The organism is Achromobacter pulmonis, from assembly GCF_002885955.2.
Lineage (GTDB): Bacteria > Pseudomonadota > Gammaproteobacteria > Burkholderiales > Burkholderiaceae_B > Achromobacter > Achromobacter pulmonis_A.
Genome location: NZ_POQS01000003.1, coordinates 461,935 through 480,595 on the forward strand (window position 1 = coordinate 461,935; position 18,661 = coordinate 480,595).

Genomic DNA, 18,661 nt, shown 5'->3' on the forward strand with positions numbered 1-18,661 from the left:
GCCGCGCCGTGCCCGTTTTCCGCTTATTCCGCGCCCGTCAGCCTGACGATCAGCACGTCGCTGGGCAGCGATTCGAGCAGCCGTTCGGCCACGCTGCCGATGGCGGTGCGCAGGATGCCGGTGCGGCCGTGGGTGCCCGTGACCACCAGGTCGGAGCGGTGGTTGAACGAGTATTCCGACAGCACGGTCTCCGGCTGGCCGCATTCCAGCACCACCTTGGGCGCGGCGACGCCGGCCAGTTCGGGCGTGGCGGCGGTGAATTCGCGCGCGCTCTGCTCGGCGGCCTTGTAGAAGTTGCGCGTGACGGCCTCGTCGGGCACGTTCTTGCCCTGGAACGGCACGTCGTAGGCGTGGAACAGCGTCAGGTCGGCGTTGGGCACCAGCTGCAGCGCGGCGCGCAGGGCCTGGCGCGAGCCGTCGGAGAAGTCGGTGGCCACCAGCACGTCGCGGTAGGGGCGGCGCGGGCGGGTCTTGACCACCAGCACCGGGTGGCGCGCCTGGCGGGCCAGCTTTTCGACGGTGGTTCCCAGCAGCAGCCGGCCCAGGGTTTCGTCGCGCGCGATGCCGGTGACGATCAGCGAACAGCCGTAGCTGTCGGCGGTTTCCATGATGCGCGCCAGCGGATCGCCGTTGGTCACCACCACTTCGGTCGGCACTTCGGCGGCCGCCAGGTCTTCGGCCAGCTCGCGCTCGGCCAGGGCCTTGTGGTCCGACGTGTGGCGGCGCCACACGGGCGTGGTCAGGCGCGCGGACGTCGCATGCGACTCCATGACGTGCAGGACGATGAGCTTGGTGCCGAGTTCCTTGGCCAGCTGCAACGCGCGGTCCAGGGCGCGGTCGCCACGGGCGCTCAGGTCGGTTGCCAGCAGGATGGGGCCGATTTGCTGTGTCATTATCTTCTCTCCCGGGTGTGGCCGGGCCGACGGTACCCGCGTCCGTGCGTCCCTGCCGTTACTGCCCTTGCGGGCACATCCCCATTGTCCCGTTGCTAGGCGGGGCGGGGTTTGACCGATATCAACGCATCTTCCAGCGTAAGGGATGGCGCACATCCAGGCAATGGCGGCCCGCCGCGCGGCGGCTCAATACAATGTGGGCTGTCCTCCTTTCGTCCTCCCCATGTTTTCCGAACTCTCGCCCGTCCTGCTGCATACGCTGTATCTCGTCGCCATCGTGGCCGAAGCCATGACCGCGGCCCTGTCCGCCGGCCGGCGCGACATGGACTGGATGGGCGTGTGCATCATCGCCTGCGTGACCGCGCTGGGCGGCGGCTCGCTGCGCGACGTGCTGCTGGGCCATTACCCCCTGACCTGGGTGATCCACCCCGAATACCTGTGGATGACGGGCGGGGCGGCCATCGTCACGGCATTGATCGCGCCGGTCATGCGGCGCCTGCGCAGCCTGTTCCTGCTGGCCGACGCCCTCGGCCTGGTGGCGTTCACCGTCATCGGCTGCCAGGTGGCGCAGCTCATGCAGCTGCCGATCACGGTGGTGCTCATCAGCGGCATGATCACCGGCTGCGCCGGCGGGGTGCTGCGCGACGTGCTGTGCAACGAGGTGCCGCTGCTGTTTCGCAAGGAGCTCTACGCCAGCGTGTCGGTGGTGACGGGCGGGCTGTACCTGGGCGGGCAAGCGCTGGGCCTGTCAGCCAACGCCGCCGTGCCCATCGCGCTGGCCGCCGGCCTGGCGGTGCGCCTGCTGGCGCTGCGGTTCAACTGGCAGATGCCGAAATTCGTCTATCGCGACGATTGGGATTGAACGCCGGCCGCGAACGCAACCAAGTTCTTATTTGTGTTTCAAGAAACTTCTAGTATCGTCCCCCCCGTCGCATACCAGGCATCAAGCCGCAAAGGGGAGCCGATTGGACGTCAAAGCGCCCGCCACGATTCCGTATTTCCTGCAGGAACAGATCCGTGAACTGATCGTGGACGGAACCATCCGTCCCGGCCAGCCGCTGCGGGAACAGGAACTCGAGCAACGCTTCGGCACCAGCCGCAGCCCGATCCGCGAGGCGCTGCGCCTGCTGGAGGTCAGCGGCCTGGTCACCCACGTCCAGCGCAAGGGCTTCAGGGTCACGCTGTACACCGAAACCCAGATCCGCCACCTGTACCTGCTGCGCGCCGAGCTGGAGGCCTACAGCCTGCGCCAGGCGGCCGGGGCCGAGGACCTGTCGCCGCTGGTGGCCGAGCTGCGCCGCCACCACGGCGCGATCGCCGAGGCCCAGGCCGGCGGCCAGGTGCGCGCCTGCATCGCCGCGGCCTGCGAGTTCTACCTGGCCGCGGCTCGCAGCACCGGCAACACGCCGCTGGCGGGCATGCTGAGCAAGCTGTATGAACAGGTCGAGCCGCTGCGCTACCTGCTGGCCCGGCGGGAAATGGCCTCCAGCGCCATTGCGTCCTGCACCCGCGCCATCATCGACGCGATGGCCGGGCGCGACGTCGAACGCATGACCGGGCTGGCGCGCGGCTACCTGGCCGACGTGCTGTCGCCCGTGATCGAGGCCTACCGCGAAGTCGCGCGCGCCTGAGGGCGCGGCGGCGGGGTGCGCACCTCGATGCCGGCCGCCTCCAGGGCCTGGCGGATGCCGCTGGCGAACACCAGGGCGTTGGGCTGGTCGCCGTGGATACAGAGGGTGTCGGCCTGCACGGGCACGTCCTTGCCGCCGACCGAGCGCACCTTGCCTTCGCGCACCATGCGCACCACCTGCGCTACCGCCTGCTCCACGTCCTCGATCATGGCGCCGGCGCGCGTGCGCGGCGTGAGCGAGCCGTCGTCCTGGTAGCTGCGGTCGGCGAAGACCTCGCTGGCCGCCGCCAGGCCGATGTCGCGGGCCGCCTCGATCAGCCTGCTGCCGGCCAGCCCGTACAGGATCAGCGTGGCGTCCACGTCCTTGACCGCCTGGCAGATGGCGCGCGCCAGGTGTTCGTCCTTGGCCGCCATGTTGTAGAGGGCGCCGTGCGCCTTGACGTGATGCAGCCGCGCGCCTTGCGAGGCGGCCACGCCGGCCAGCGCGCCGATCTGGTAGACCACGATGTCGTAGGCCTCGTCGGGGCTGATCTGCATGGCGCGGCGCCCGAAGCCCGCCAGATCCTGCAGGCTGGGATGCGCGCCCAGCGCCACGCCCTGCTTGAGGGCGGCGGCCACGGTTTTGCGCATGGTGGCCGGGTCGCCGCCATGGAAGCCGCAGGCGATATTGGCGGAGCTGACGTATTGCAGCACCGCCGCGTCGTTGCCCATGGTCCAGGCGCCATAGCTTTCGCCCATGTCGCAGTTCATGTCGATGCGGGTGGTCATAGCGGTTTCCTTTCTAGGCGAGGAGTGCGCGCAGCGGCGCCAGCGTGTCCTGCAATTGCGCGAAGGCGCGCTCGCGCTCGCCGTCCAGGCGCTGCGCGGCCTCCAGTTCGATGGGCTGGAAGCGCAGCGTCTGCCCTGGCGCGGCCTGCGCCAGGATGGGCAGGTCCACCGTGGCGATCTGCGCGATCTTGGGATAGCCGCCGGTGGTCTGGCGGTCGGCCATGAGGATGATGGCCTCGCCGCCCGAGGGCACCTGCACGGTGCCGAAGCAGGCGGCCTCCGACAGCATCTGGCGCGGCTCGCTCATGGACAGCGCGGGGCCCAGCAGCCGGTAGCCCATGCGGTCGGATTGCGGGCTGATGCGGAATTCGGCCTCGGCGAAGGCCCGGCGGGACGCTTGCGAGAACTCGTGCCAGTGCATGCCCGGCAAAAAGCGCACGGCGCTGCGGCGCGGCGCGCCCAGCGCGGACGGCAGGTACACGCGCAGCTGCCACAGCGCATCCTGCAACGCGTCCATGTCGCGTCCGCCGTCCAGCGGCTTGCGCAGCGGCAGCTGGTCGCCCCTGGCCAGCGCGCGGCCGTGAAAGCCGCCGAAGCCGCTGCGCAGATAAGTGCTTTCGCTGCCCATGACCGGCTCCAGCGCGAAGCCGCCATGCACCGCCAGATAGCCGCGCACGCCCACGGCCGGGCGGGCGCCGAAGGCCAGCGTGTCGCCGGCCTGCGCGACCAGCGGGCGGTGCACCGGCAGGTCGCGGCCATTGAGCGTGGCGCCCAGGTCGGCGCCGGCCAGCGCGAAGCAGGCCGGCGCGTCGAACCGCAGGGTCGGGCCGGTCAGCGTCATTTCCAGGGTGGCCGGGTCGCCGGCGTTGCCGGCCAGCGCGTTGGCCAGCCGGTGGGCGCGCTCGTCCATGGCGCCGGCGGCCGGAATGCCCTGGTGCTGGTAGCCCTCGCGGCCGCGGTCCTGGAAGCTCGACAGCATGCCGGGCTTGATGACGGTCAGGCTCATCGTCCGGCCTCCCGGATGCGGTCGAACTCGTCGGGGCCGATGGGCACGAAGCGCACGGAATCGCCGGGCTGCAGCAGGGCGGCCGGCTCGCGGGCCGGGTCGAACATGGTCAGCGGCGTGGCGCCGATGATGTTCCAGCCGCCGGGCAGGCGGTTCGGGTAGATCACGGTCTGGCGGTTGGCCACCGCCACCGCGCCCATCGGCACGGCGGTGCGCGGCGAGGGACGGCGGGGAATGTTCAGTTTTTCGTCGTGCACGCCCAGGTAGGCGTGGCCGGGCGCGAACCCCAGCATGAACACCATGCTGCGCGGCTGGCTGTGCAGCGCGATCACGTCTTCGGGCGTGAGGCCGGCGGCGCGCGCCACGTCGTCCAGGTCGGGGCCGTGTTCGCCGCCGTAGCAGACGGGAATGTCGACTTCGCGCCCGCCCGAGGCGTCGACGCTTATGCCGGCCTCCAGCAACTGGCCGATGCGCTCGGCCAGCTGGGCGTACGAGGGGTTGCCCCGGGCGTCAGGCCGGTAATGCACCGCCACCGCGACGAAGGAGGGCACCACGTCGGTCACGCCGGGCAGCCGCGCCTCGCGCAGCCGGACGGCCGCGGCCAGACAGGTGCGGCCGATCGACGCATCGATGCGGTCGCCGAAGGAAACGATCAGGCAGCGGTCGCCCTGGGGCAGGATGCGCCAGGCGGTTTCGGCCGAAGAAGGGGGTTCTGATAGTACGTTCAACGACACGAAACCTGTAGGAACGGATTACTTGGCGAACAACGAATCCATGTTCTTGAACGCCTTGAACTCCAGCGCGTTGCCCGACGGGTCCAGGAAGAACATGGTGGCCTGCTCGCCGACCTCGCCCTTGAAGCGGATGTAGGGCTCGATGACGAATTCGGTGCCCGCGTCGGTCAGGCGCTTGGCCATGGCTTCCCATTGTTCCATGGAAAGCACGGCGCCGAAATGGCGTACCGGCACATTATGCGAGTCTACGGCGCTGGTGGCATGGTGGCCGCATTCGCCGGGCGCGAGGTGGGCCACGATCTGGTGGCCGTAGAAGTTGAAATCGACCCATTCGGGCGAGCTGCGGCCTTCGGGACAGCCCAGTTTTTCGCCATAGAAGGCGCGGGCTTCGGCCAGGTCGCGGACCGGGAAGGCCAGATGGAACGGCGGCAGTTGGGTTTGAGCGGTCATGTGGGGCTCCGGAAGCGGTGAGGAAGAATTGCCAGGGCCTATTTTATTGATTGTTTTTTTGATCCAAAAACGATATTTTTTGTGCCTTAGCATCGAAAAAATCGATTGTGATCAAAGAGTTCAAGACCTTTATCGCGGTGGCCCGGGACGGCACTTTCACCGGCGCGGGGGCGCAGCTGGGCCTGACCCAGTCGGCGGTCAGCGCCCAGATCAAGCGCCTGGAGGAATACCTGGGCGTGACGCTGTTCGATCGCAGCGCGCGGGCGGCGGCGCTCAACGCCCACGGCCGCGAGATGCTGCCGCAGGCCGAGGAGCTCGTGGCCATGGCCGAGCGCATGGTGACCACGGCCGGCGCCGGCCACGTCAGCGGATCGCTGCGCATCGGCGCCATCGCCTCGGTGCAGCAGGACCTGCTGGTGCGCGCGCTGGGACGGTTTCGGGCCGTCTATCCCGACGTGCGCGTGCGGGTGGTGCCGGGCGTGTCGCTGGCGCTGCTGGGCCAGGTGGACGCGGGCGAGGTGGACATGGCCATGCTGATCCGCCCGCCCTTCGCCCTGCCGCCGGAGCTGGGCTGGCAGCCGCTGATGCGCGAGCCGGTCATGCTGGCCGTGCCCGCGGCCCTGCCGGACGCGCCGTGGCGCGAGCTGCTGGCGAGCCAGCCCTTCATCCGCTACGACCGGGCCTCGTTCGGCGGCCGGGCCGTGGACGTGTTCCTGAAGAAGCACCGCATCACGGTGCATGACGCCGTGGAGCTGGACGAAGTCGACGCCATCGCCAACATGGTGCGCCACGGCCTGGGCGTGGCGCTTCTGCCGCGCCTGCGGCGGCTGGACATGACCGGCCTGCGGCTGCTGCCGCTGGGCGAGACGCCGCTATGGCGCGAGATCGGCCTGATCGGCCGCCTGCCGTTCGAAGCCGGCGGGGTGCGCGAGAAGATGGCGGAGTGCCTGGCGAGCGCCGCCAACGAGGCGCCGCCGGCCGACGGATTACGCGCGTTTCACAACCTGTCGCAACGCACCGTGATGGGATGATCGCGCAGCGTCGTCATCACGATGTCGTCGACCTGGCCGTCGACGTCGGTGATGACGTAGCCGATCTGGCCCTTGGTCTGCAGGGTCTGGCTGACGATGTTCAGGCCGTGCTGCGCCATCAGGTTGTCGAGCGTGCCGAGCGCGCCCGGGGCGTTGCGGTGCACATGCAGGATGCGCGTGCCGCCGGCCGGCTCCAGGTAGGGCAGTTCGGGGAAGTTGACCGCGCCCTTGGTGGTGCCCGCCTGCAGGAAGCGCACCAGTTTTTCGGCGACTTCGCGGCCGATGTTTTCCTGGGATTCCTGCGTGCTGCCGCCGATGTGCGGGGTCAGGATGACGTTGGGCATCCCGATCAGCGGGCTGGCCAGCGGTTCGTCCGGACCCTTGGGCTCGGTGGGGAACACGTCCAGCGCCGCGCCGGCCAGGTGGCCGGACTTGAGGGCCTCGTGCAGGGCCTGGATGTCGACCACCGTGCCGCGCGAGGCGTTGATCAGGATTGCGCCGCGCCGCATGCGCGCGATGGTCTGCGCATTCATGATTTTTTCGGTCGACTTGCCGCCCGGCACATGCAGCGTGACGACGTCGGACTGCTCCAGCAGCTCGTCGAGCGAGCCGGCGGGGCGGGCGTTGCCCAGCGGCAGCTTGGCCTCGACGTCGTGGTAGACGACGCGCATGCCCAGGCTTTCGGCCAGCGTGCTGATCTGCGAGCCGATGTTGCCGTAGCCCACGATGCCCAGGGTCTTGCCGCGGGTCTCGAAGGCGCCGGCGGCGCTCTTGTCCCAGTGGCCCAGGTGCACGCGCGCGTTTTTCTCGGGGATGCGGCGCAGCAGCAGGATGGCTTCGCCCAGCACCAGCTCGGCGACCGAGCGGGTGTTGGAGAAGGGCGCGTTGAACACCGGCACCCCGCGCTGCATGGCGGCGTCCAGGTCGACCTGGTTGGTGCCGATGCAGAAGCAGCCCACGACGCGCAGGTCGGGGTTGTCGGACAGCAGGCCGGCGTCCAGGTGCGTGCGAGAACGGATCCCCGCCACCTGCGCGCCGCGCAGGGCGTCGCGCAGTTGCGCCGGCGGCAGTGCCGCGGCATGCGTGACGATGTCGGTGTAGCCGGCGGCCTCGAAGACGGCGCGGGCGCTGGGATGGATGTTCTCGAACAGGACGATTTGTGCCATGACTGCCTGGGGAGTAGGGGTGGAACGAATGCGTTTCACCTATTGTGGCGCATTTTTGCTGCGGTGCAAGGAGTAGCCACAGGCACGTTGTGGCTGCTCCCGTCCCCCCCGGCCAGGACGCTAGCGGTAGGCCTGGAACACCTGGGCGCCGCCGCGCTTGTCGACCAGCAGCACGTCGTGCGGCGTCTTGCGTCCGCCGTACTCGGGGCCGTCCATGCCGGGCGAGCCCAGCGGCATGCCCGGGGCGGCCAGGCCGGCCGCCTCGGGCTTTTCCAGCAGCAGCCGGCGCACGTCGCTGGCGGGCACGTGGCCTTCGATGGCGTAGCCGCCCACGGCGGCCGTGTGGCAGGAGCCGTAGTCGGCCATGCCGGCGTTACGGCGGATGGGGCCGGTGTCCTGCACGTCGTGCGCGATCACCTCGAAGCCGTTGTCGCGCATGTGCTTGACCCAGTCTTCGCAACAGCCGCAGGTGGGGGTCTTCCACACTTCGACCTTGGTGGGGGCCTCGGCGTAGGCGTAGGCGGGCACGCTCAGGACGGCGGCAAGCGCCAGGCGGCGCGCAAGTCGGGAAACGTTCATGATGCTCCGTACGGAAATGTGAACATGGGGCTCAGAACCAGAACCGCACGCCCGCGATGACGGCGGTCTGCGACCGGCTGGCGCCGGCCTCGGACGCGTAGCTGGCGGTCTGGCCGAACTTACGTTCGAAGGATACGCCAATATAGGGCGCGAACTCGCGCGTGATTTCGTAGCGCAGCCGCAGCGACAGCGCGCCTTCGGCCAGGCCCGAGCCGATGCCGCGGTCCGGGTCGTCCTTGCCGTAGAAGCTGGCTTCCAGCTCCGGCGTGAAGATCAGGCGCTGCGTCAGCAGCAGGTCGTATTCGGCCTTGAGCGCCAAAGCGCTGCGGCCGGACGAGCCCACGTAGCCGGTGGCGTCCAGTTCGATGTTGTAGGGCAGCAGGCCCTCGATGCCGATGGCGGCCCAGTTGCGCTTGGGGCCCGTGCCGATGTCGCGGCGCGCGCCCAGCTGCAGGTCCCAGAAGGGCGAGACGGCATGGCTCCAGAAGGCCTCGACCTTGCCGCTCGATCCGCCGCCGTTCTCGGCCTCGCCCTCGCTCTTGATGAGCAGGCGGTCGGTGGCCGAGCCGAACCAGAAGCGTCCGTCCCATTCCCGGGCGTACTCGCCGTCGCGGTTGCGGGACACGCCGAACTTGTCGAACAGGACCTGCCATGTCGCGGTGCTGTCCATCATGTGCGCATGGATGCCGTAGCTGTCGTAGCCGCGCTCGCCGGCGCCGTCGCTGGAAGGCAGGCTGCCGACCGGCGGCGCGGCCGGGGCGTCGCCCATCGAACCGTGGTCCATGCCGGGCATGGAACCGTGGTCCATCGGCGCGGGCGCGGGCGCGCCGCCGTGGTTCATCGAGCCGTGATCCATGCCGGGCATGGAGCCGTGATCCATCGCGGCGGGCTGGGCCCATGCCGCGGGGGCGGCAAGCGCTGCGGCCAGCGCGCAGGCGCGCAGGCCGCGGGTGTGGCGATTCATCGGTTTCATCGTCGTTTACTCCACCACGACCGCTCTGAACATGCCGGCCTCCATGTGATACAGCAGGTGGCAGTGGTAGGCCCAGTTGCCGCGCGCATCGGCGCTGACGCGGTAGCTCAGCCGCTGCGCCGGGTTGAGGGAAATGGTGTGCTTGCGCACCTGGAAAGCGCCGTCGGGCGATTCCAGGTCGCTCCACAGCCCGTGCAGGTGGATGGGGTGCGTCATCATCGTGTCGTTGACCAGCACGAAGCGCACGCGCTCGCCGTAGCGCAGCACGATGGGCTTGGCGTCCGTGTACTTCACGCCGTTGAACGACCACATGTAGCGTTCCATGGTGCCGGTCAGGTGCAGCTCGATCTCGCGCGACGGCGGCCGGTTGTCCGGCGGCTCGCGCATGGAGCGCAGGTCGGCGTAGGTCAGCACGCGCCGGCCGTTGTCGCGCAGGCCCACGCCGGGATCGTCCAGCCGGGTCGAGACCACGTCGGGCAGCATCGAATTGCTCACGCCGCGCTCGGTGGGATAGGGGTGCTTGACCTCGATCATGCCGCCCTGGCCGGCGCCGGAACCGTGGCCGCCGTGGTCCATGCCCGGCATCGCGCCGTGGCCGCCCGCGCCGCTGCCGCCGCCCATGTCGTGGCCGCCGCCGCCCATGTCGTGCGCCATGCCCATGTCCATCATGCCCAGCAGCTGCACCCGGTCCAGCTCCGGAATCTCGGCCTGCATGCCGGCGCGCGGCGCCAGCGTGGCGCGCGCGTAGCCCGAACGGTCCATGGCCTGCGAGAAGATGGTGTAGGCGCGTTCGTCCCGCGGCTCGACGATGACGTCGTAGGTTTCGGCCACGCCGATGCGGAACTCGTCCACGTCCACCGGCCGCACGTCCTGGCCGTCGGCCGCGACCACCGTCATCTTCAGCCCCGGGATGCGGACGTCGAAGTAAGTCATCGCCGAACCGTTGATGAAGCGCAGGCGGATGCGCTCGCCCGGCTTGAACAGGCCGGTCCAGTTGCCGGCCGGCGTCACGCCGTTGGTCAGGAAGGTGTAGGTGGCGCCGGACACGTCGGCCAGGTCCGACGGATTCATGCGCATCTGCTCCCACATCAGCCGCTCCGACAGCGCCGGGCCCCAGCCCTTGTCGCGGGCCTCGGCGCGCAGGCTTTCGACGCTGGGCTGGATGCGGTTGTAGTAGTCCGGCATGATCTTCAGCTTGTTGAACAGCCGCATCGGATCTTCGTCCGTCCAGTCCGACAGCAGCACCGTGTAGTCGCGGTCGGAGGCGATCGGATCGGGCCGGCGCGGATCGATCACGATGGCGCCGTACAGGCCGGTCTGCTCCTGGAAGCCGGAGTGGCTGTGATACCAGTATGTGCCGCTCTGGCGCACCTGGAAGCGGTAGGTGAAGGTCTGGCCGGGGTCGATGCCGGGAAAGCTCAGGCCGGGCACGCCGTCCATTTCGGTGGGCAGCAATATGCCATGCCAGTGGATCGAGGTCTGTTCGCGCAGGCGGTTGGTGACGTGCAGGGTCACCGTGTCGCCTTCGCGCCAGCGCAGCAGCGGCGCCGGCACCTGGCCGTTGACGGTGGTGCCGACGCGCGCCGCGCCGGTGAAGTTGACCGGGGTTTCGCCGATCTCCAGGTGGAACTCGGTGCCGCGCAGCTGCGCGGCCGCCGCCGGGGCGGGGGTGGCCAGCGCCGCGCGCCAGTTGCCCAGCGCGGCCAGCGCGCCGCCGCCGGCCAGGCCCTGGACGAAACGGCGGCGGGAAAAAGGATGCGAATTCGTCATGGCCTACAGCACCGATACCGCGCCCTTCATGCCGGCGCTGTAGTGGCCGGGCTCCAGGCAGCCGAAAGACACCGTGCCGGCCTTGTCGAAGCGCCACACGATCTGGCCGCTCTTGCCGCCTTCCAGCGACACGGCGTTGGCCTCTTCGTGGCGCATGCCGGGGTCTTTCATCATCATGTCGTAGTGCGCCTTCAGGTCGGCGTCGGAGCCCAGCACCAGCTCGTGGCGGATGCGGCCGGAGTTGCGCACGTTCAGGCGCACGGTCTCGCCGGCCTTGACCTCGATGCGGGCCGGCGTGAAGCGCATGGCGTCGGACATGTCCACGTCGATGCTGCGGGTGACCTTGGCCGGATCGCCCGGCTTGCCGATGGGGGCGGAGGCGGCCGGCATGGCATGGCCGCCGTGGCCGCCGGCGGCATATGCGGCGCCCGCGCTGAGGGTCAGGGTCAGGGCCAGGATGGCGGCCCGGTGAGTACGGAGCAGAGTGCCTTTCACGCGTATCCTTGGTAGTGGGGACGGTGATGGCACTGTAGGAAAACGGCGGTGACCCGACTCTGTCGCCTTGATTACATTTTTGTAATGTTGGCCGCGGCATGCCCCACGGGGCCGCGCAGCGTGATGCCGATGACGGTGCCGCGCTCGTCCGAGGCGGCGTCCACTTCGCCGCCGTGCATGCGGGCGATGGCGCGCACGATCGCCAGGCCCAGCCCGTGGCCTTCGCTGCGCGGCGCGCGCGACTGCCCGGAGCGGAAGAAGCGGTCGAAGATGCGCGGCAGGTCGGCGGCGGGGATGGCCGGGCCGGGGTTGCGCACCTCGACCCGCGCGCCGGCCGCCGACACCGAGCACGCCAGCACGATTTCGCCGCCGGCCGGGCAGGCCTTGATGGCGTTGGAGATCAGATTGGCCAGGGCCCGCCGCACCAGCCCCGGGTTGGCGGCGACGATGGCGTCGCCGGCGCAGCGCAGGTGCACGCCGTGCGCTTCCAGCATCGCTTCGTAGTATTCCGCCACGCGCCGCGCTTCGGCGGCCAGCGACACCGGCGCCAGGTCGGCCGCGCGCTCGCCGCGGTCGGCGCGCGCCAGGAACAGCATGTCGTTGACCAGGGTCTTCAGGTCTTCCAGTTCTTCCAGGTTGGATTCCAGCGCGTCGCGCAGCTCGCCCGCCTCGCGCGGCGAGGACAGCATGACCTGCGTGCCGTTGATGAGCGTGGCCAGCGGCGTGCGCAGCTCGTGCGCCACGTCGGCGTTGAAACCTTCCATCTGCTGGTAGGCCTCCTGCAGCCGTTCCAGGGTGCGGTTGAAGGAGCGCACCAGCTCGTGCAGTTCGCGGTCGGTGTCTTTCAGCGGCAGGCGGCGCGACAGATTGTCGGGCTGGATGCGGGCCGCCTGTTCGGACAGCCGGCGCGCCGGCGCCATGCTGCGGCGCACGGCCCAGGCCGCCAGCACCACGGTGGCGCCCACCCACAGCGCGCAGATCAGCACCAGCGCGGTGCCGTAGGCGTACAGGAACTGCGCGCTGGTGCGCGTGCTGACGGCCACGGTCAGCTGCGCGCCGGGCAGGATGCGGTCGTTGATGTCCACGCGCAGGCCGCGCATGCGTCCGCCATCCGGGGCCTGCAGCACCACCTGCCCGTCGGGCCGCGTTTCCAGCGTCTGCGGCGCGGCGCCGCCATAGACCACCTTGCCGCCGGCCTCCATGATCCAGATGCCCAGCTGGCCCTGGCCCGCGCGCATTTCGTCGAAGGCGGCGGCCAGGTCGGACAGGCCGCTGGCGCTGTTCTGCATGTCGATCAGATGGTTGATCAGCTCCAGCTTGCCGCTGACTTCGGTGATCTCCTGGCGTTCGACTTCGCGCTTGAGCGCCCAGAACAGCGTGGCGCCGGCCAGGCTGGAGACCAGTAGCGCGATGGCGCCCAGCAGCAGCGTCAGGCGCGCCTGCATCGAGCGCATGCGCAGCGGCCTCATGCGTGGCGCGATTCCAGCACGTAGCCCATGCCGCGCACCGTGTGCAGCAGTTTGGTGTCGTAGGGATCGTCCAGTTTGCCGCGCAGCCGCCGCACCGCCACGTCGATGACGTTGGTGTCGCTGTCGAAGTTCATGTCCCAGACCTGTTCGGCCAGCGTGGTGCGCGACAGCACCTGGCCCTGGCGGCGCATCAGCAGCGCCAGCAGGCTGAATTCCTTGGCCGTCAGGTCCAGCCGCCGTCCGGCCCGCTGGGCGCGGCGCCGGGCCAGATCCAGTTCCAGGTCGGCCAGGCGCAGCACGGTGGGTTCCTGCGAGCGGCCGCGGCGCAGCAGCGCCTGCACGCGCGCCAGCAGTTCGGAGAAGGCGAAGGGCTTGATCAGGTAGTCGTCGGCGCCGCCTTCGAGGCCGCGGACCCGGTCCTCGACCGCGTCGCGCGCCGTCAGCATCAGGATGGGGGTGTCCTTCTGCGCGCGCACGGCGGCCAGGATGCCGAAGCCGTCCACGCCGGGCAGCATCACGTCCAGCACGATCAGGTCGTAGGCGCCTTCCAGCGCCAGGTGCAGGCCGTTGACGCCGTCGCGGGCCAGGTCTACGACGTGGCTTTGCTCCGACAGCCCCTTCTTGAGGTAGTCGGCCAGTTTGGTTTCGTCTTCGATGACCAGGATGCGCATGGCCCGAAATGTACCACCGGCGAGGCCGGCCAGGCGCAGTTGGCGTAGCGGTCAGGCTTCGACGGCCACGCGGTCCGGCGGGAAGCGCAGCGCGAACACGCTGCCCTTGCCCTGTTCGCTGCTGATCAGCAGTTCGGCGTCGTGGCGCATGGCGATGTGCTTGGTGATCGCCAGGCCCAGGCCGGTGCCGCCGACGGCGCGCGAACGGCCGCGGTCCACGCGGTAGAAGCGCTCGGTCAGGCGCGGCAGATGGCGCGCCGGAATGCCGATGCCGGTGTCCTGCACGCTGTAGCGCGCGCCGCCGTCTTCCTCGCGTTCCCAGCGCACGGTGATGGCGCCGCCGTCCGGCGTGTAGCGCACGGCGTTGGTCAGCAGGTTGGACAGGGCCGAGGCCAGCTCGGTTTCCGCGCCCAGCACGTCCAGCGTTTCGTCCACGTGCCATTGCAGCACGTGGCGTCCGCCGGACAGGGCCTCGATCTGCTGGCGCGCCTTCTGCAGCAGGGTGCCGATGTTGACCGCGCGCGGCTCGGTGCCGGGCGAGGATTCCAGCGTGGACAGGGTCAGCAGGTCTTCGACGATGGCCTGCATGCGCTGGGCCTGCTCGTGCATCATGTCGACGTACTGTTCGCGCTGTTCGGCCGGCAGGGCCTCGGCGGGCAGGTCGCGCAGCGTTTCCAGAAAGCCCGCCAGCACCGTCAGCGGCGTGCGCAGTTCGTGCGAGACGTTGGCCACGAAATCGCGGCGCGTGGTTTCCAGGCGCTCGATCTGGGTGACGTCGCGGGTGATCAGCAGGCGCTGGTTGCTGGCGTAGGCCGTGAGCTGCATCATCATCAGCCGCTCCTGGCCGTTCTGGCCCAGGCGCACCAGGATGGGATCGGGCCACGAGGCGCGGTGCGCGTATTCGACGAATTCGGGCGCGCGCAGCAGGTTCAGCAGATTGTGGCCGCGGTCGGCCGGCAGGCGCAGGCCCAGGTGCTGGCGCGCCATGCGGTTGCACCAGTCGATCTGGAAATCTTCATTGAGCGTGACCGCGCCGTCGGGCAGCGCCTGGGCCGCGGCCAGCATGCCGTGCATGGTGTTGCGGGTTTCGGCCAGCTCGCGGGCGCGGGCCCGGGTGTAGCGGTACAGCGGCGCGAGGATGTCGTCCCACGGGCCGACCGAGGCGGGCGGGGCGGAGTCGGGGTTGTTGGCCCAGCGCGAAACCAGGTGCAGGCGCCAGCTGCGCCAGACCAGCATGGCGCACAGCGCCGCGCTGAACAGAATCCAGCCCGCCGGGTTGCCGATAAGCCATTGGGCGATAAACGCCGCGATCGCCCACAGGGCGATCAGGAAAAGGGTGCGCAGCCAGATCATCGTGCGGGAGTTTTACCGCGTCGGAAGCTGGGCAGTAAACCGGTAGCCGCTGCCGCGCACGGTTTCCACGTGCGCGTCGTGCCCGCTGGGTTCGAGCGCCTTGCGCAGGCGGCGGATGTGCACGTCGACCGTGCGTTCTTCCACGAACACGTGGTCGCCCCAGACCTGGTCCAGCAGTTGCGAGCGCGAGAACACGCGCTCGGGATGGGTCATGAAGAAATGCAGCAGGCGGAATTCGGTGGGGCCGATCTGCAGCGATTGGCTGTTGCCCGAGAGGCGGTGGGTGACCGGGTCGAGCTTGAGGCCGCCCACGTCGATCACGTCGTCGGTGAGCTGGGGCGCGCGGCGGCGCAGCACCGCCTTGATGCGGGCCATCAGCTCCTTGGGCGAGAAGGGCTTGGTGATGTAGTCGTCGGCGCCGGCTTCCAGGCCGTCGACCTTGTCCTGCTCGGAACCCTTGGCCGTCAGCATGATGACCGGCACCGCGCGGGTGCGCTCATCGTTGCGCAGCTTGCGCGCCATGGCCAGGCCCGAGGTGCCGGGCAGCATCCAGTCGAGCAGGATCAGGTCGGGGAGTTCGGCGCGGATCAGCGTCTGGGCCTGGTCGGCGTCGAAGGCACGCAGCACTTTGTGACCGGCGAAGGACAGGTTGACGGCGATCAGTTCCTGGATGGCGGGTTCGTCTTCGACGACGAGGATAGTGCTGGACATGGCGGATTGGGCACACTTCTGAGCGCCGGCGCGGCGCGAACATTGCGATAGTATGGCCGCAATATTTCAGGTATGTGACGAGCGCCGGCTGTCGGACCATTCCGAAGCCATTCCGCCTGCCGATCCGGCCGGCCCGGAAGGCGGAATCGGGGGCCAATAGGCTACCATTGGACGATATATCGGGAATTCACCATGCAAAACCCCTCCGAATCGCAACATTCCGCGGATTCCGCCTCGCCCTCCACCCATTTCGGCTTCCAATCGGTGCCGGAAAGCGAAAAAGCCCGCAAGGTGGCCGAAGTCTTCCATTCGGTCGCCCAGCGCTACGACGTCATGAACGATTTCATGTCGGCGGGCCTGCACCGGGTCTGGAAGGCCTTCACCATCGGCCGCGCCGCCATCCGGCCCGGCATGAAGGTGCTGGACATCGCCGGCGGCACCGGCGACCTGGCCAAGGCCTTCGCCAAGCGCGCCGGCCCCACGGGCGAGGTCTGGCTCACCGACATCAACGATTCCATGCTGCGGGTGGGCCGCGACCGCCTGACCGACGCCGGCCTGCTGGTGCCCGCGGCCGTGTGCGACGCCGAGCGCCTGCCGTTTCCCTCGGGCTATTTCGACCGCGTCAGCGTGGCCTTCGGCCTGCGCAACATGACCCACAAGGACCGCGCCCTGGCCGAAATGACCCGGGTGCTCAAGCCGGGCGGCAAGCTGCTGGTGCTGGAATTCTCCCGCATCGCCAAGCCGCTGGCGCCGGCCTACGACTGGTATTCCTTCAATGTGCTGCCCTGGCTGGGCAAGACCATCGCCAAGGACGAGGCCAGCTACCGCTACCTGGCCGAATCGATCCGCATGCATCCCGACCAGGAAACCCTGGCCGACATGCTGCGCACGGCCGGCCTGGAACGGGTGCAGTACTTCAACCTGACGGCCGGCATCGCCGCCTTGCACGAAGGCGTGCGGCTGGGCTGATCTCCCCCTGCCGCCCAGCGATTTCCGCCCGGTTTGCGGAACTTGTAGGGCGGCGTCTTGTCCGTTATTCTTACGGTATTCAGATTGTTGTAAGAAAAGTCGTGACCCAAGCTCCGCAACCTGCGGAGATTCCTGCTGCTCGGGGCGGCGGGGGGCGCGAGTACGAGGAGCAATGTCCATGTCCAAATTCTGTCTTTCGCGGTTTGTCGCGGCGGCGCTCATCGCCGTTTCAGGCGCGGCGCTGGTGACGGCGTCGTTCGACGCCGAAGCCCGCCGTGCCGGCGGCGGCGGGAGCTTCGGCCGTCAGTCCACCAACGTGACCCAGCAGCGCCAGGCCACCACGCCGCCGACGGCCACCAACAATACGGCCGGCGCCACCTCCGCGCCCAGCGCGGCCACCGCCGGCGCGGCCACGGCCGGCGCCGCGGGCGCGGCCGCCAAGAGCGGCGCGTCGCGCTGGCTCGGCCCCATCGCCGGCATCGCCGCCGGCCTGGGCATCGCCGCGCTGCTCTCCAGCATGGGCCTGTCCGGCGCCTTCGCCGAGTTTCTGTCGTCGGCGCTGCTGATCGCCCTGGTGGTCTTCGCCATCATGTTCATCGTCCGCCGCCTGCGCGGCGCCGCGCCCCGCGCCGCCACGCAGGGCGCGTTTGGCGGCTCCCATAACAACAATGCGGCCAACGGCCAGCAGCAACCGATGTGGCGCGAATCGCTGCAGCCGGCCCCCGCTCCGGCGGCGGCTCCTGCCGCGGCCGCCGCGCCGGCCGTCCTGCCCAAGGCGGGCGACGACAACAACTGGTTCGTGCCGGGCGACTTCGACACGCCCAACTTCCTCAAGCAGGCCAAGGAGCAGTTCGTGCGCATCCAGGCCGTCTGGGACAGCGGCAGCACCGACCGCCTGCGCGAGTTCCTGACCGACGACCTGATCACCGAGCTCAAGCCGCAGCTGGCCGAGCGCGGCGCGGCGCCCAACAAGACCGAAGTCGTGCTGCTCAACGCCGAGCTGCTGGGCATCGAGACCGTGTCCGACGGCCACCTGGCCAGCGTGCGCTTCTCCGGCATGCTGCGCGAGACCCCGGGCGCCGAGGCCTTCCGCTTCGAGGAAGTCTGGAACCTCTTCAAGCCGCAGACTGGCGGCTGGCTGCTGGCCGGCATTCAGCAGATCCCGGTGGACTACGCCAGCTGAGGCGGCGCGCCCGCCCTCCGTTGGGGATGCCGCAAGGCATCCGCTTGAACCGGCCCCTTCAGGGGCCGGTTTTCCATGTGCCTGCGCAAAACACGCTCCCATCTAACCCGTTACACTCCCGATTTACCCATCAAATCCAGCAACCCGCCCGTCGGGCCGTTGCACACCGTCATGCTGCCTTTTTCGTTTCTGCCCACTCCTACGCGGTTGGCCGTCAGCGCGCTCAATACCTTGTTGCGGCGTGAGGACTGGGCGCGCGACCGCCTGGCGCGGCATGCCGGCAAGACGGTGCGCTTCGCGCTGGGCGGCTTCAGCCTGGGCCTGACGATCGCCAGCGACGGGCTGGCCTCGCAGGCCGATCCGGCGGTGGTGCCCGACGTGACGCTGACGGTGGCGCCCGAGAAACTGCCGCTGCCGCGCCTGGGCGCCGGGCGCGACGCGCCGGATTTCGCCGAGGCCACCCATATCTCGGGCGACGCCGCCCTGGCCCAGGTGGTGGCCGACCTGTCCAAGCAGCTGCGCTGGGACCCCGAGGACGCGCTGGCCCGGGTGGTGGGCGACATCGCGGCGCTGCGCATCGTGGGCGGCGCCCGCGCCGTGGCCGAGGGCGCGCGCACGGCCGGCCAGCGCCTGGCCGGCAACGTGTCCGAATACCTGTCCGAGGAAAGCGGCGTGCTGGCGGGCCGGCCGGCGCTGGAGCAATGGCGCCTGGACCTGGCCGAACTCAACGACCGCGCCGAGTCGCTGGCCCGCTCGGCGGCGGCGCTGCAAACCCGCCTGGCCGCGGCCGGCGCAAAGCGGGGCGCCTGA

At 69.6% G+C, this 18,661-nt stretch carries 20 protein-coding genes; 6 read left to right on the forward strand and 14 right to left on the reverse strand.

Translation table 11 applies throughout. From position 1 onward, the window contains the following. Positions 1-23 precede the first annotated feature (23 nt). Positions 24-893: a universal stress protein gene (locus tag C1I89_RS13460; protein ID WP_102773273.1), complete on the reverse strand. Its 870-nt coding sequence runs from the start codon at positions 891-893 to the stop codon at positions 24-26. Between the two features lie 223 nt (positions 894-1,116). Between C1I89_RS13460 and C1I89_RS13465 the strand changes: the two genes are divergently transcribed. Continuing rightward, positions 1,117-1,755, forward strand: a complete 639-nt coding sequence (locus C1I89_RS13465; RefSeq protein WP_102773274.1) for a trimeric intracellular cation channel family protein — start codon at positions 1,117-1,119, stop codon at positions 1,753-1,755. A 103-nt stretch (positions 1,756-1,858) separates the two neighbouring features. Further along, positions 1,859-2,524, forward strand: coding sequence for a GntR family transcriptional regulator (locus C1I89_RS13470; protein ID WP_102773275.1), 666 nt, complete (start codon positions 1,859-1,861; stop codon positions 2,522-2,524). On the opposite strand, the gene C1I89_RS13475 is transcribed toward C1I89_RS13470, so the two are convergent. The 4 genes from C1I89_RS13475 to C1I89_RS13490 are packed head-to-tail and all read right to left on the reverse strand — an operon-like array spanning position 2,500 to position 5,481. Further along, on the reverse strand, positions 2,500-3,291 hold the full coding sequence (locus C1I89_RS13475) for a LamB/YcsF family protein (RefSeq protein ID WP_102773276.1): 792 nt from the start codon (positions 3,289-3,291) through the stop codon (positions 2,500-2,502). The two genes, C1I89_RS13470 and C1I89_RS13475, sit on opposite strands and share 25 nt — an antisense overlap. Before the next feature lie 13 nt (positions 3,292-3,304). Next, entirely contained in the window at positions 3,305-4,297 is a 993-nt protein-coding gene (locus C1I89_RS13480; protein WP_102773277.1) for a biotin-dependent carboxyltransferase family protein, read from the reverse strand. After that, the gene (gene pxpB, locus C1I89_RS13485; RefSeq protein WP_102773278.1) at positions 4,294-5,025 is read right to left on the reverse strand and encodes a 5-oxoprolinase subunit PxpB; all 732 of its coding nucleotides are present in this window, start codon (positions 5,023-5,025) and stop codon (positions 4,294-4,296) included. Before pxpB ends, C1I89_RS13480 begins: the two co-directional genes overlap by 4 nt. A gap of 24 nt (positions 5,026-5,049) precedes the next feature. Then, positions 5,050-5,481 carry a VOC family protein gene (locus C1I89_RS13490; protein ID WP_102773279.1) on the reverse strand — a complete coding sequence of 144 codons (432 nt, stop codon included), beginning with the start codon at positions 5,479-5,481 and terminating at the stop codon, positions 5,050-5,052. A 107-nt stretch (positions 5,482-5,588) separates the two neighbouring features. Between C1I89_RS13490 and C1I89_RS13495 the strand changes: the two genes are divergently transcribed. Continuing rightward, a complete protein-coding gene (locus C1I89_RS13495; RefSeq protein WP_102773280.1) occupies positions 5,589-6,512 on the forward strand; it encodes a LysR substrate-binding domain-containing protein in 924 nt (307 codons plus the stop codon). Here the strand turns inward: C1I89_RS13495 and serA are convergent. The 9 genes from serA to phoB all read right to left on the reverse strand — a co-directional run bounded on the left by serA (position 6,479) and on the right by phoB (position 15,699). Then, positions 6,479-7,678, reverse strand: a complete 1,200-nt coding sequence (gene serA / locus C1I89_RS13500; protein ID WP_102773281.1) for a phosphoglycerate dehydrogenase — start codon at positions 7,676-7,678, stop codon at positions 6,479-6,481. The two genes, C1I89_RS13495 and serA, sit on opposite strands and share 34 nt — an antisense overlap. A gap of 120 nt (positions 7,679-7,798) precedes the next feature. Further along, positions 7,799-8,257, reverse strand: coding sequence for a DUF411 domain-containing protein (locus tag C1I89_RS13505; RefSeq protein WP_102773282.1), 459 nt, complete (start codon positions 8,255-8,257; stop codon positions 7,799-7,801). A 31-nt stretch (positions 8,258-8,288) separates the two neighbouring features. Then, a complete protein-coding gene (locus tag C1I89_RS13510; RefSeq protein ID WP_181390944.1) occupies positions 8,289-9,230 on the reverse strand; it encodes a copper resistance protein B in 942 nt (313 codons plus the stop codon). Between the two features lie 6 nt (positions 9,231-9,236). After that, on the reverse strand, positions 9,237-11,000 hold the full coding sequence (locus tag C1I89_RS13515; protein ID WP_102773284.1) for a copper resistance system multicopper oxidase: 1,764 nt from the start codon (positions 10,998-11,000) through the stop codon (positions 9,237-9,239). A 3-nt stretch (positions 11,001-11,003) separates the two neighbouring features. Beyond that, on the reverse strand, positions 11,004-11,495 hold the full coding sequence (locus C1I89_RS13520; RefSeq protein WP_102773285.1) for a cupredoxin domain-containing protein: 492 nt from the start codon (positions 11,493-11,495) through the stop codon (positions 11,004-11,006). Between the two features lie 71 nt (positions 11,496-11,566). Beyond that, the gene (locus C1I89_RS13525; RefSeq protein WP_102773286.1) at positions 11,567-12,964 is read right to left on the reverse strand and encodes a heavy metal sensor histidine kinase; all 1,398 of its coding nucleotides are present in this window, start codon (positions 12,962-12,964) and stop codon (positions 11,567-11,569) included. Beyond that, entirely contained in the window at positions 12,961-13,635 is a 675-nt protein-coding gene (locus tag C1I89_RS13530) for a heavy metal response regulator transcription factor (RefSeq protein WP_102773287.1), read from the reverse strand. Before C1I89_RS13530 ends, C1I89_RS13525 begins: the two co-directional genes overlap by 4 nt. A gap of 51 nt (positions 13,636-13,686) precedes the next feature. Next, positions 13,687-14,988 carry a phosphate regulon sensor histidine kinase PhoR gene (gene phoR, locus C1I89_RS13535; RefSeq protein WP_102773288.1) on the reverse strand — a complete coding sequence of 434 codons (1,302 nt, stop codon included), beginning with the start codon at positions 14,986-14,988 and terminating at the stop codon, positions 13,687-13,689. 12 nt (positions 14,989-15,000) lie between these two features. After that, positions 15,001-15,699 (reverse strand): phosphate regulon transcriptional regulator PhoB, encoded by a 699-nt coding sequence (gene phoB / locus C1I89_RS13540; protein ID WP_006227196.1) that lies wholly within the window; start codon positions 15,697-15,699, stop codon positions 15,001-15,003. 192 nt (positions 15,700-15,891) lie between these two features. On the opposite strand from phoB, the gene ubiE reads away from it, so the two are divergent. The 3 genes from ubiE (at position 15,892) to C1I89_RS13555 (ending at position 18,661) form a co-directional block, all read left to right on the forward strand. Then, on the forward strand, positions 15,892-16,668 hold the full coding sequence (ubiE, locus tag C1I89_RS13545) for a bifunctional demethylmenaquinone methyltransferase/2-methoxy-6-polyprenyl-1,4-benzoquinol methylase UbiE (RefSeq protein WP_102773289.1): 777 nt from the start codon (positions 15,892-15,894) through the stop codon (positions 16,666-16,668). A gap of 178 nt (positions 16,669-16,846) precedes the next feature. Then, positions 16,847-17,851 carry a Tim44 domain-containing protein gene (locus C1I89_RS13550; RefSeq protein WP_440130634.1) on the forward strand — a complete coding sequence of 335 codons (1,005 nt, stop codon included), beginning with the start codon at positions 16,847-16,849 and terminating at the stop codon, positions 17,849-17,851. A 171-nt stretch (positions 17,852-18,022) separates the two neighbouring features. Then, positions 18,023-18,661, forward strand: coding sequence for a ubiquinone biosynthesis accessory factor UbiJ (locus C1I89_RS13555; RefSeq protein WP_102773533.1), 639 nt, complete (start codon positions 18,023-18,025; stop codon positions 18,659-18,661).

What these genes read in the sequence shown, in the direction of transcription:
- C1I89_RS13505 (WP_102773282.1), bottom strand. Translation starts at nt 8,257, where the DNA reads ATGAACGTTTCCCGACTTGCGCGCCGCCTGGCGCTTGCCGCCGTCCTG.
- C1I89_RS13515 (WP_102773284.1), bottom strand. Translation starts at nt 11,000, where the DNA reads ATGACGAATTCGCATCCTTTTTCCCGCCGCCGTTTCGTCCAGGGCCTG.
- C1I89_RS13465 (WP_102773274.1), top strand. Translation starts at nt 1,117, where the DNA reads ATGTTTTCCGAACTCTCGCCCGTCCTGCTGCATACGCTGTATCTCGTC.
- phoR (WP_102773288.1), bottom strand. Translation starts at nt 14,988, where the DNA reads ATGATCTGGCTGCGCACCCTTTTCCTGATCGCCCTGTGGGCGATCGCG.
- C1I89_RS13490 (WP_102773279.1), bottom strand. Translation starts at nt 5,481, where the DNA reads ATGACCGCTCAAACCCAACTGCCGCCGTTCCATCTGGCCTTCCCGGTC.
- C1I89_RS13525 (WP_102773286.1), bottom strand. Translation starts at nt 12,964, where the DNA reads ATGAGGCCGCTGCGCATGCGCTCGATGCAGGCGCGCCTGACGCTGCTG.
- ubiE (WP_102773289.1), top strand. Translation starts at nt 15,892, where the DNA reads ATGCAAAACCCCTCCGAATCGCAACATTCCGCGGATTCCGCCTCGCCC.
- C1I89_RS13530 (WP_102773287.1), bottom strand. Translation starts at nt 13,635, where the DNA reads ATGCGCATCCTGGTCATCGAAGACGAAACCAAACTGGCCGACTACCTC.
- C1I89_RS13460 (WP_102773273.1), bottom strand. Translation starts at nt 893, where the DNA reads ATGACACAGCAAATCGGCCCCATCCTGCTGGCAACCGACCTGAGCGCC.
- C1I89_RS13510 (WP_181390944.1), bottom strand. Translation starts at nt 9,230, where the DNA reads ATGAAACCGATGAATCGCCACACCCGCGGCCTGCGCGCCTGCGCGCTG.
- serA (WP_102773281.1), bottom strand. Translation starts at nt 7,678, where the DNA reads ATGGCACAAATCGTCCTGTTCGAGAACATCCATCCCAGCGCCCGCGCC.
- C1I89_RS13475 (WP_102773276.1), bottom strand. Translation starts at nt 3,291, where the DNA reads ATGACCACCCGCATCGACATGAACTGCGACATGGGCGAAAGCTATGGC.
- C1I89_RS13550 (WP_440130634.1), top strand. Translation starts at nt 16,847, where the DNA reads ATGTCCAAATTCTGTCTTTCGCGGTTTGTCGCGGCGGCGCTCATCGCC.
- phoB (WP_006227196.1), bottom strand. Translation starts at nt 15,699, where the DNA reads ATGTCCAGCACTATCCTCGTCGTCGAAGACGAACCCGCCATCCAGGAA.
- C1I89_RS13480 (WP_102773277.1), bottom strand. Translation starts at nt 4,297, where the DNA reads ATGAGCCTGACCGTCATCAAGCCCGGCATGCTGTCGAGCTTCCAGGAC.
- C1I89_RS13555 (WP_102773533.1), top strand. Translation starts at nt 18,023, where the DNA reads ATGCTGCCTTTTTCGTTTCTGCCCACTCCTACGCGGTTGGCCGTCAGC.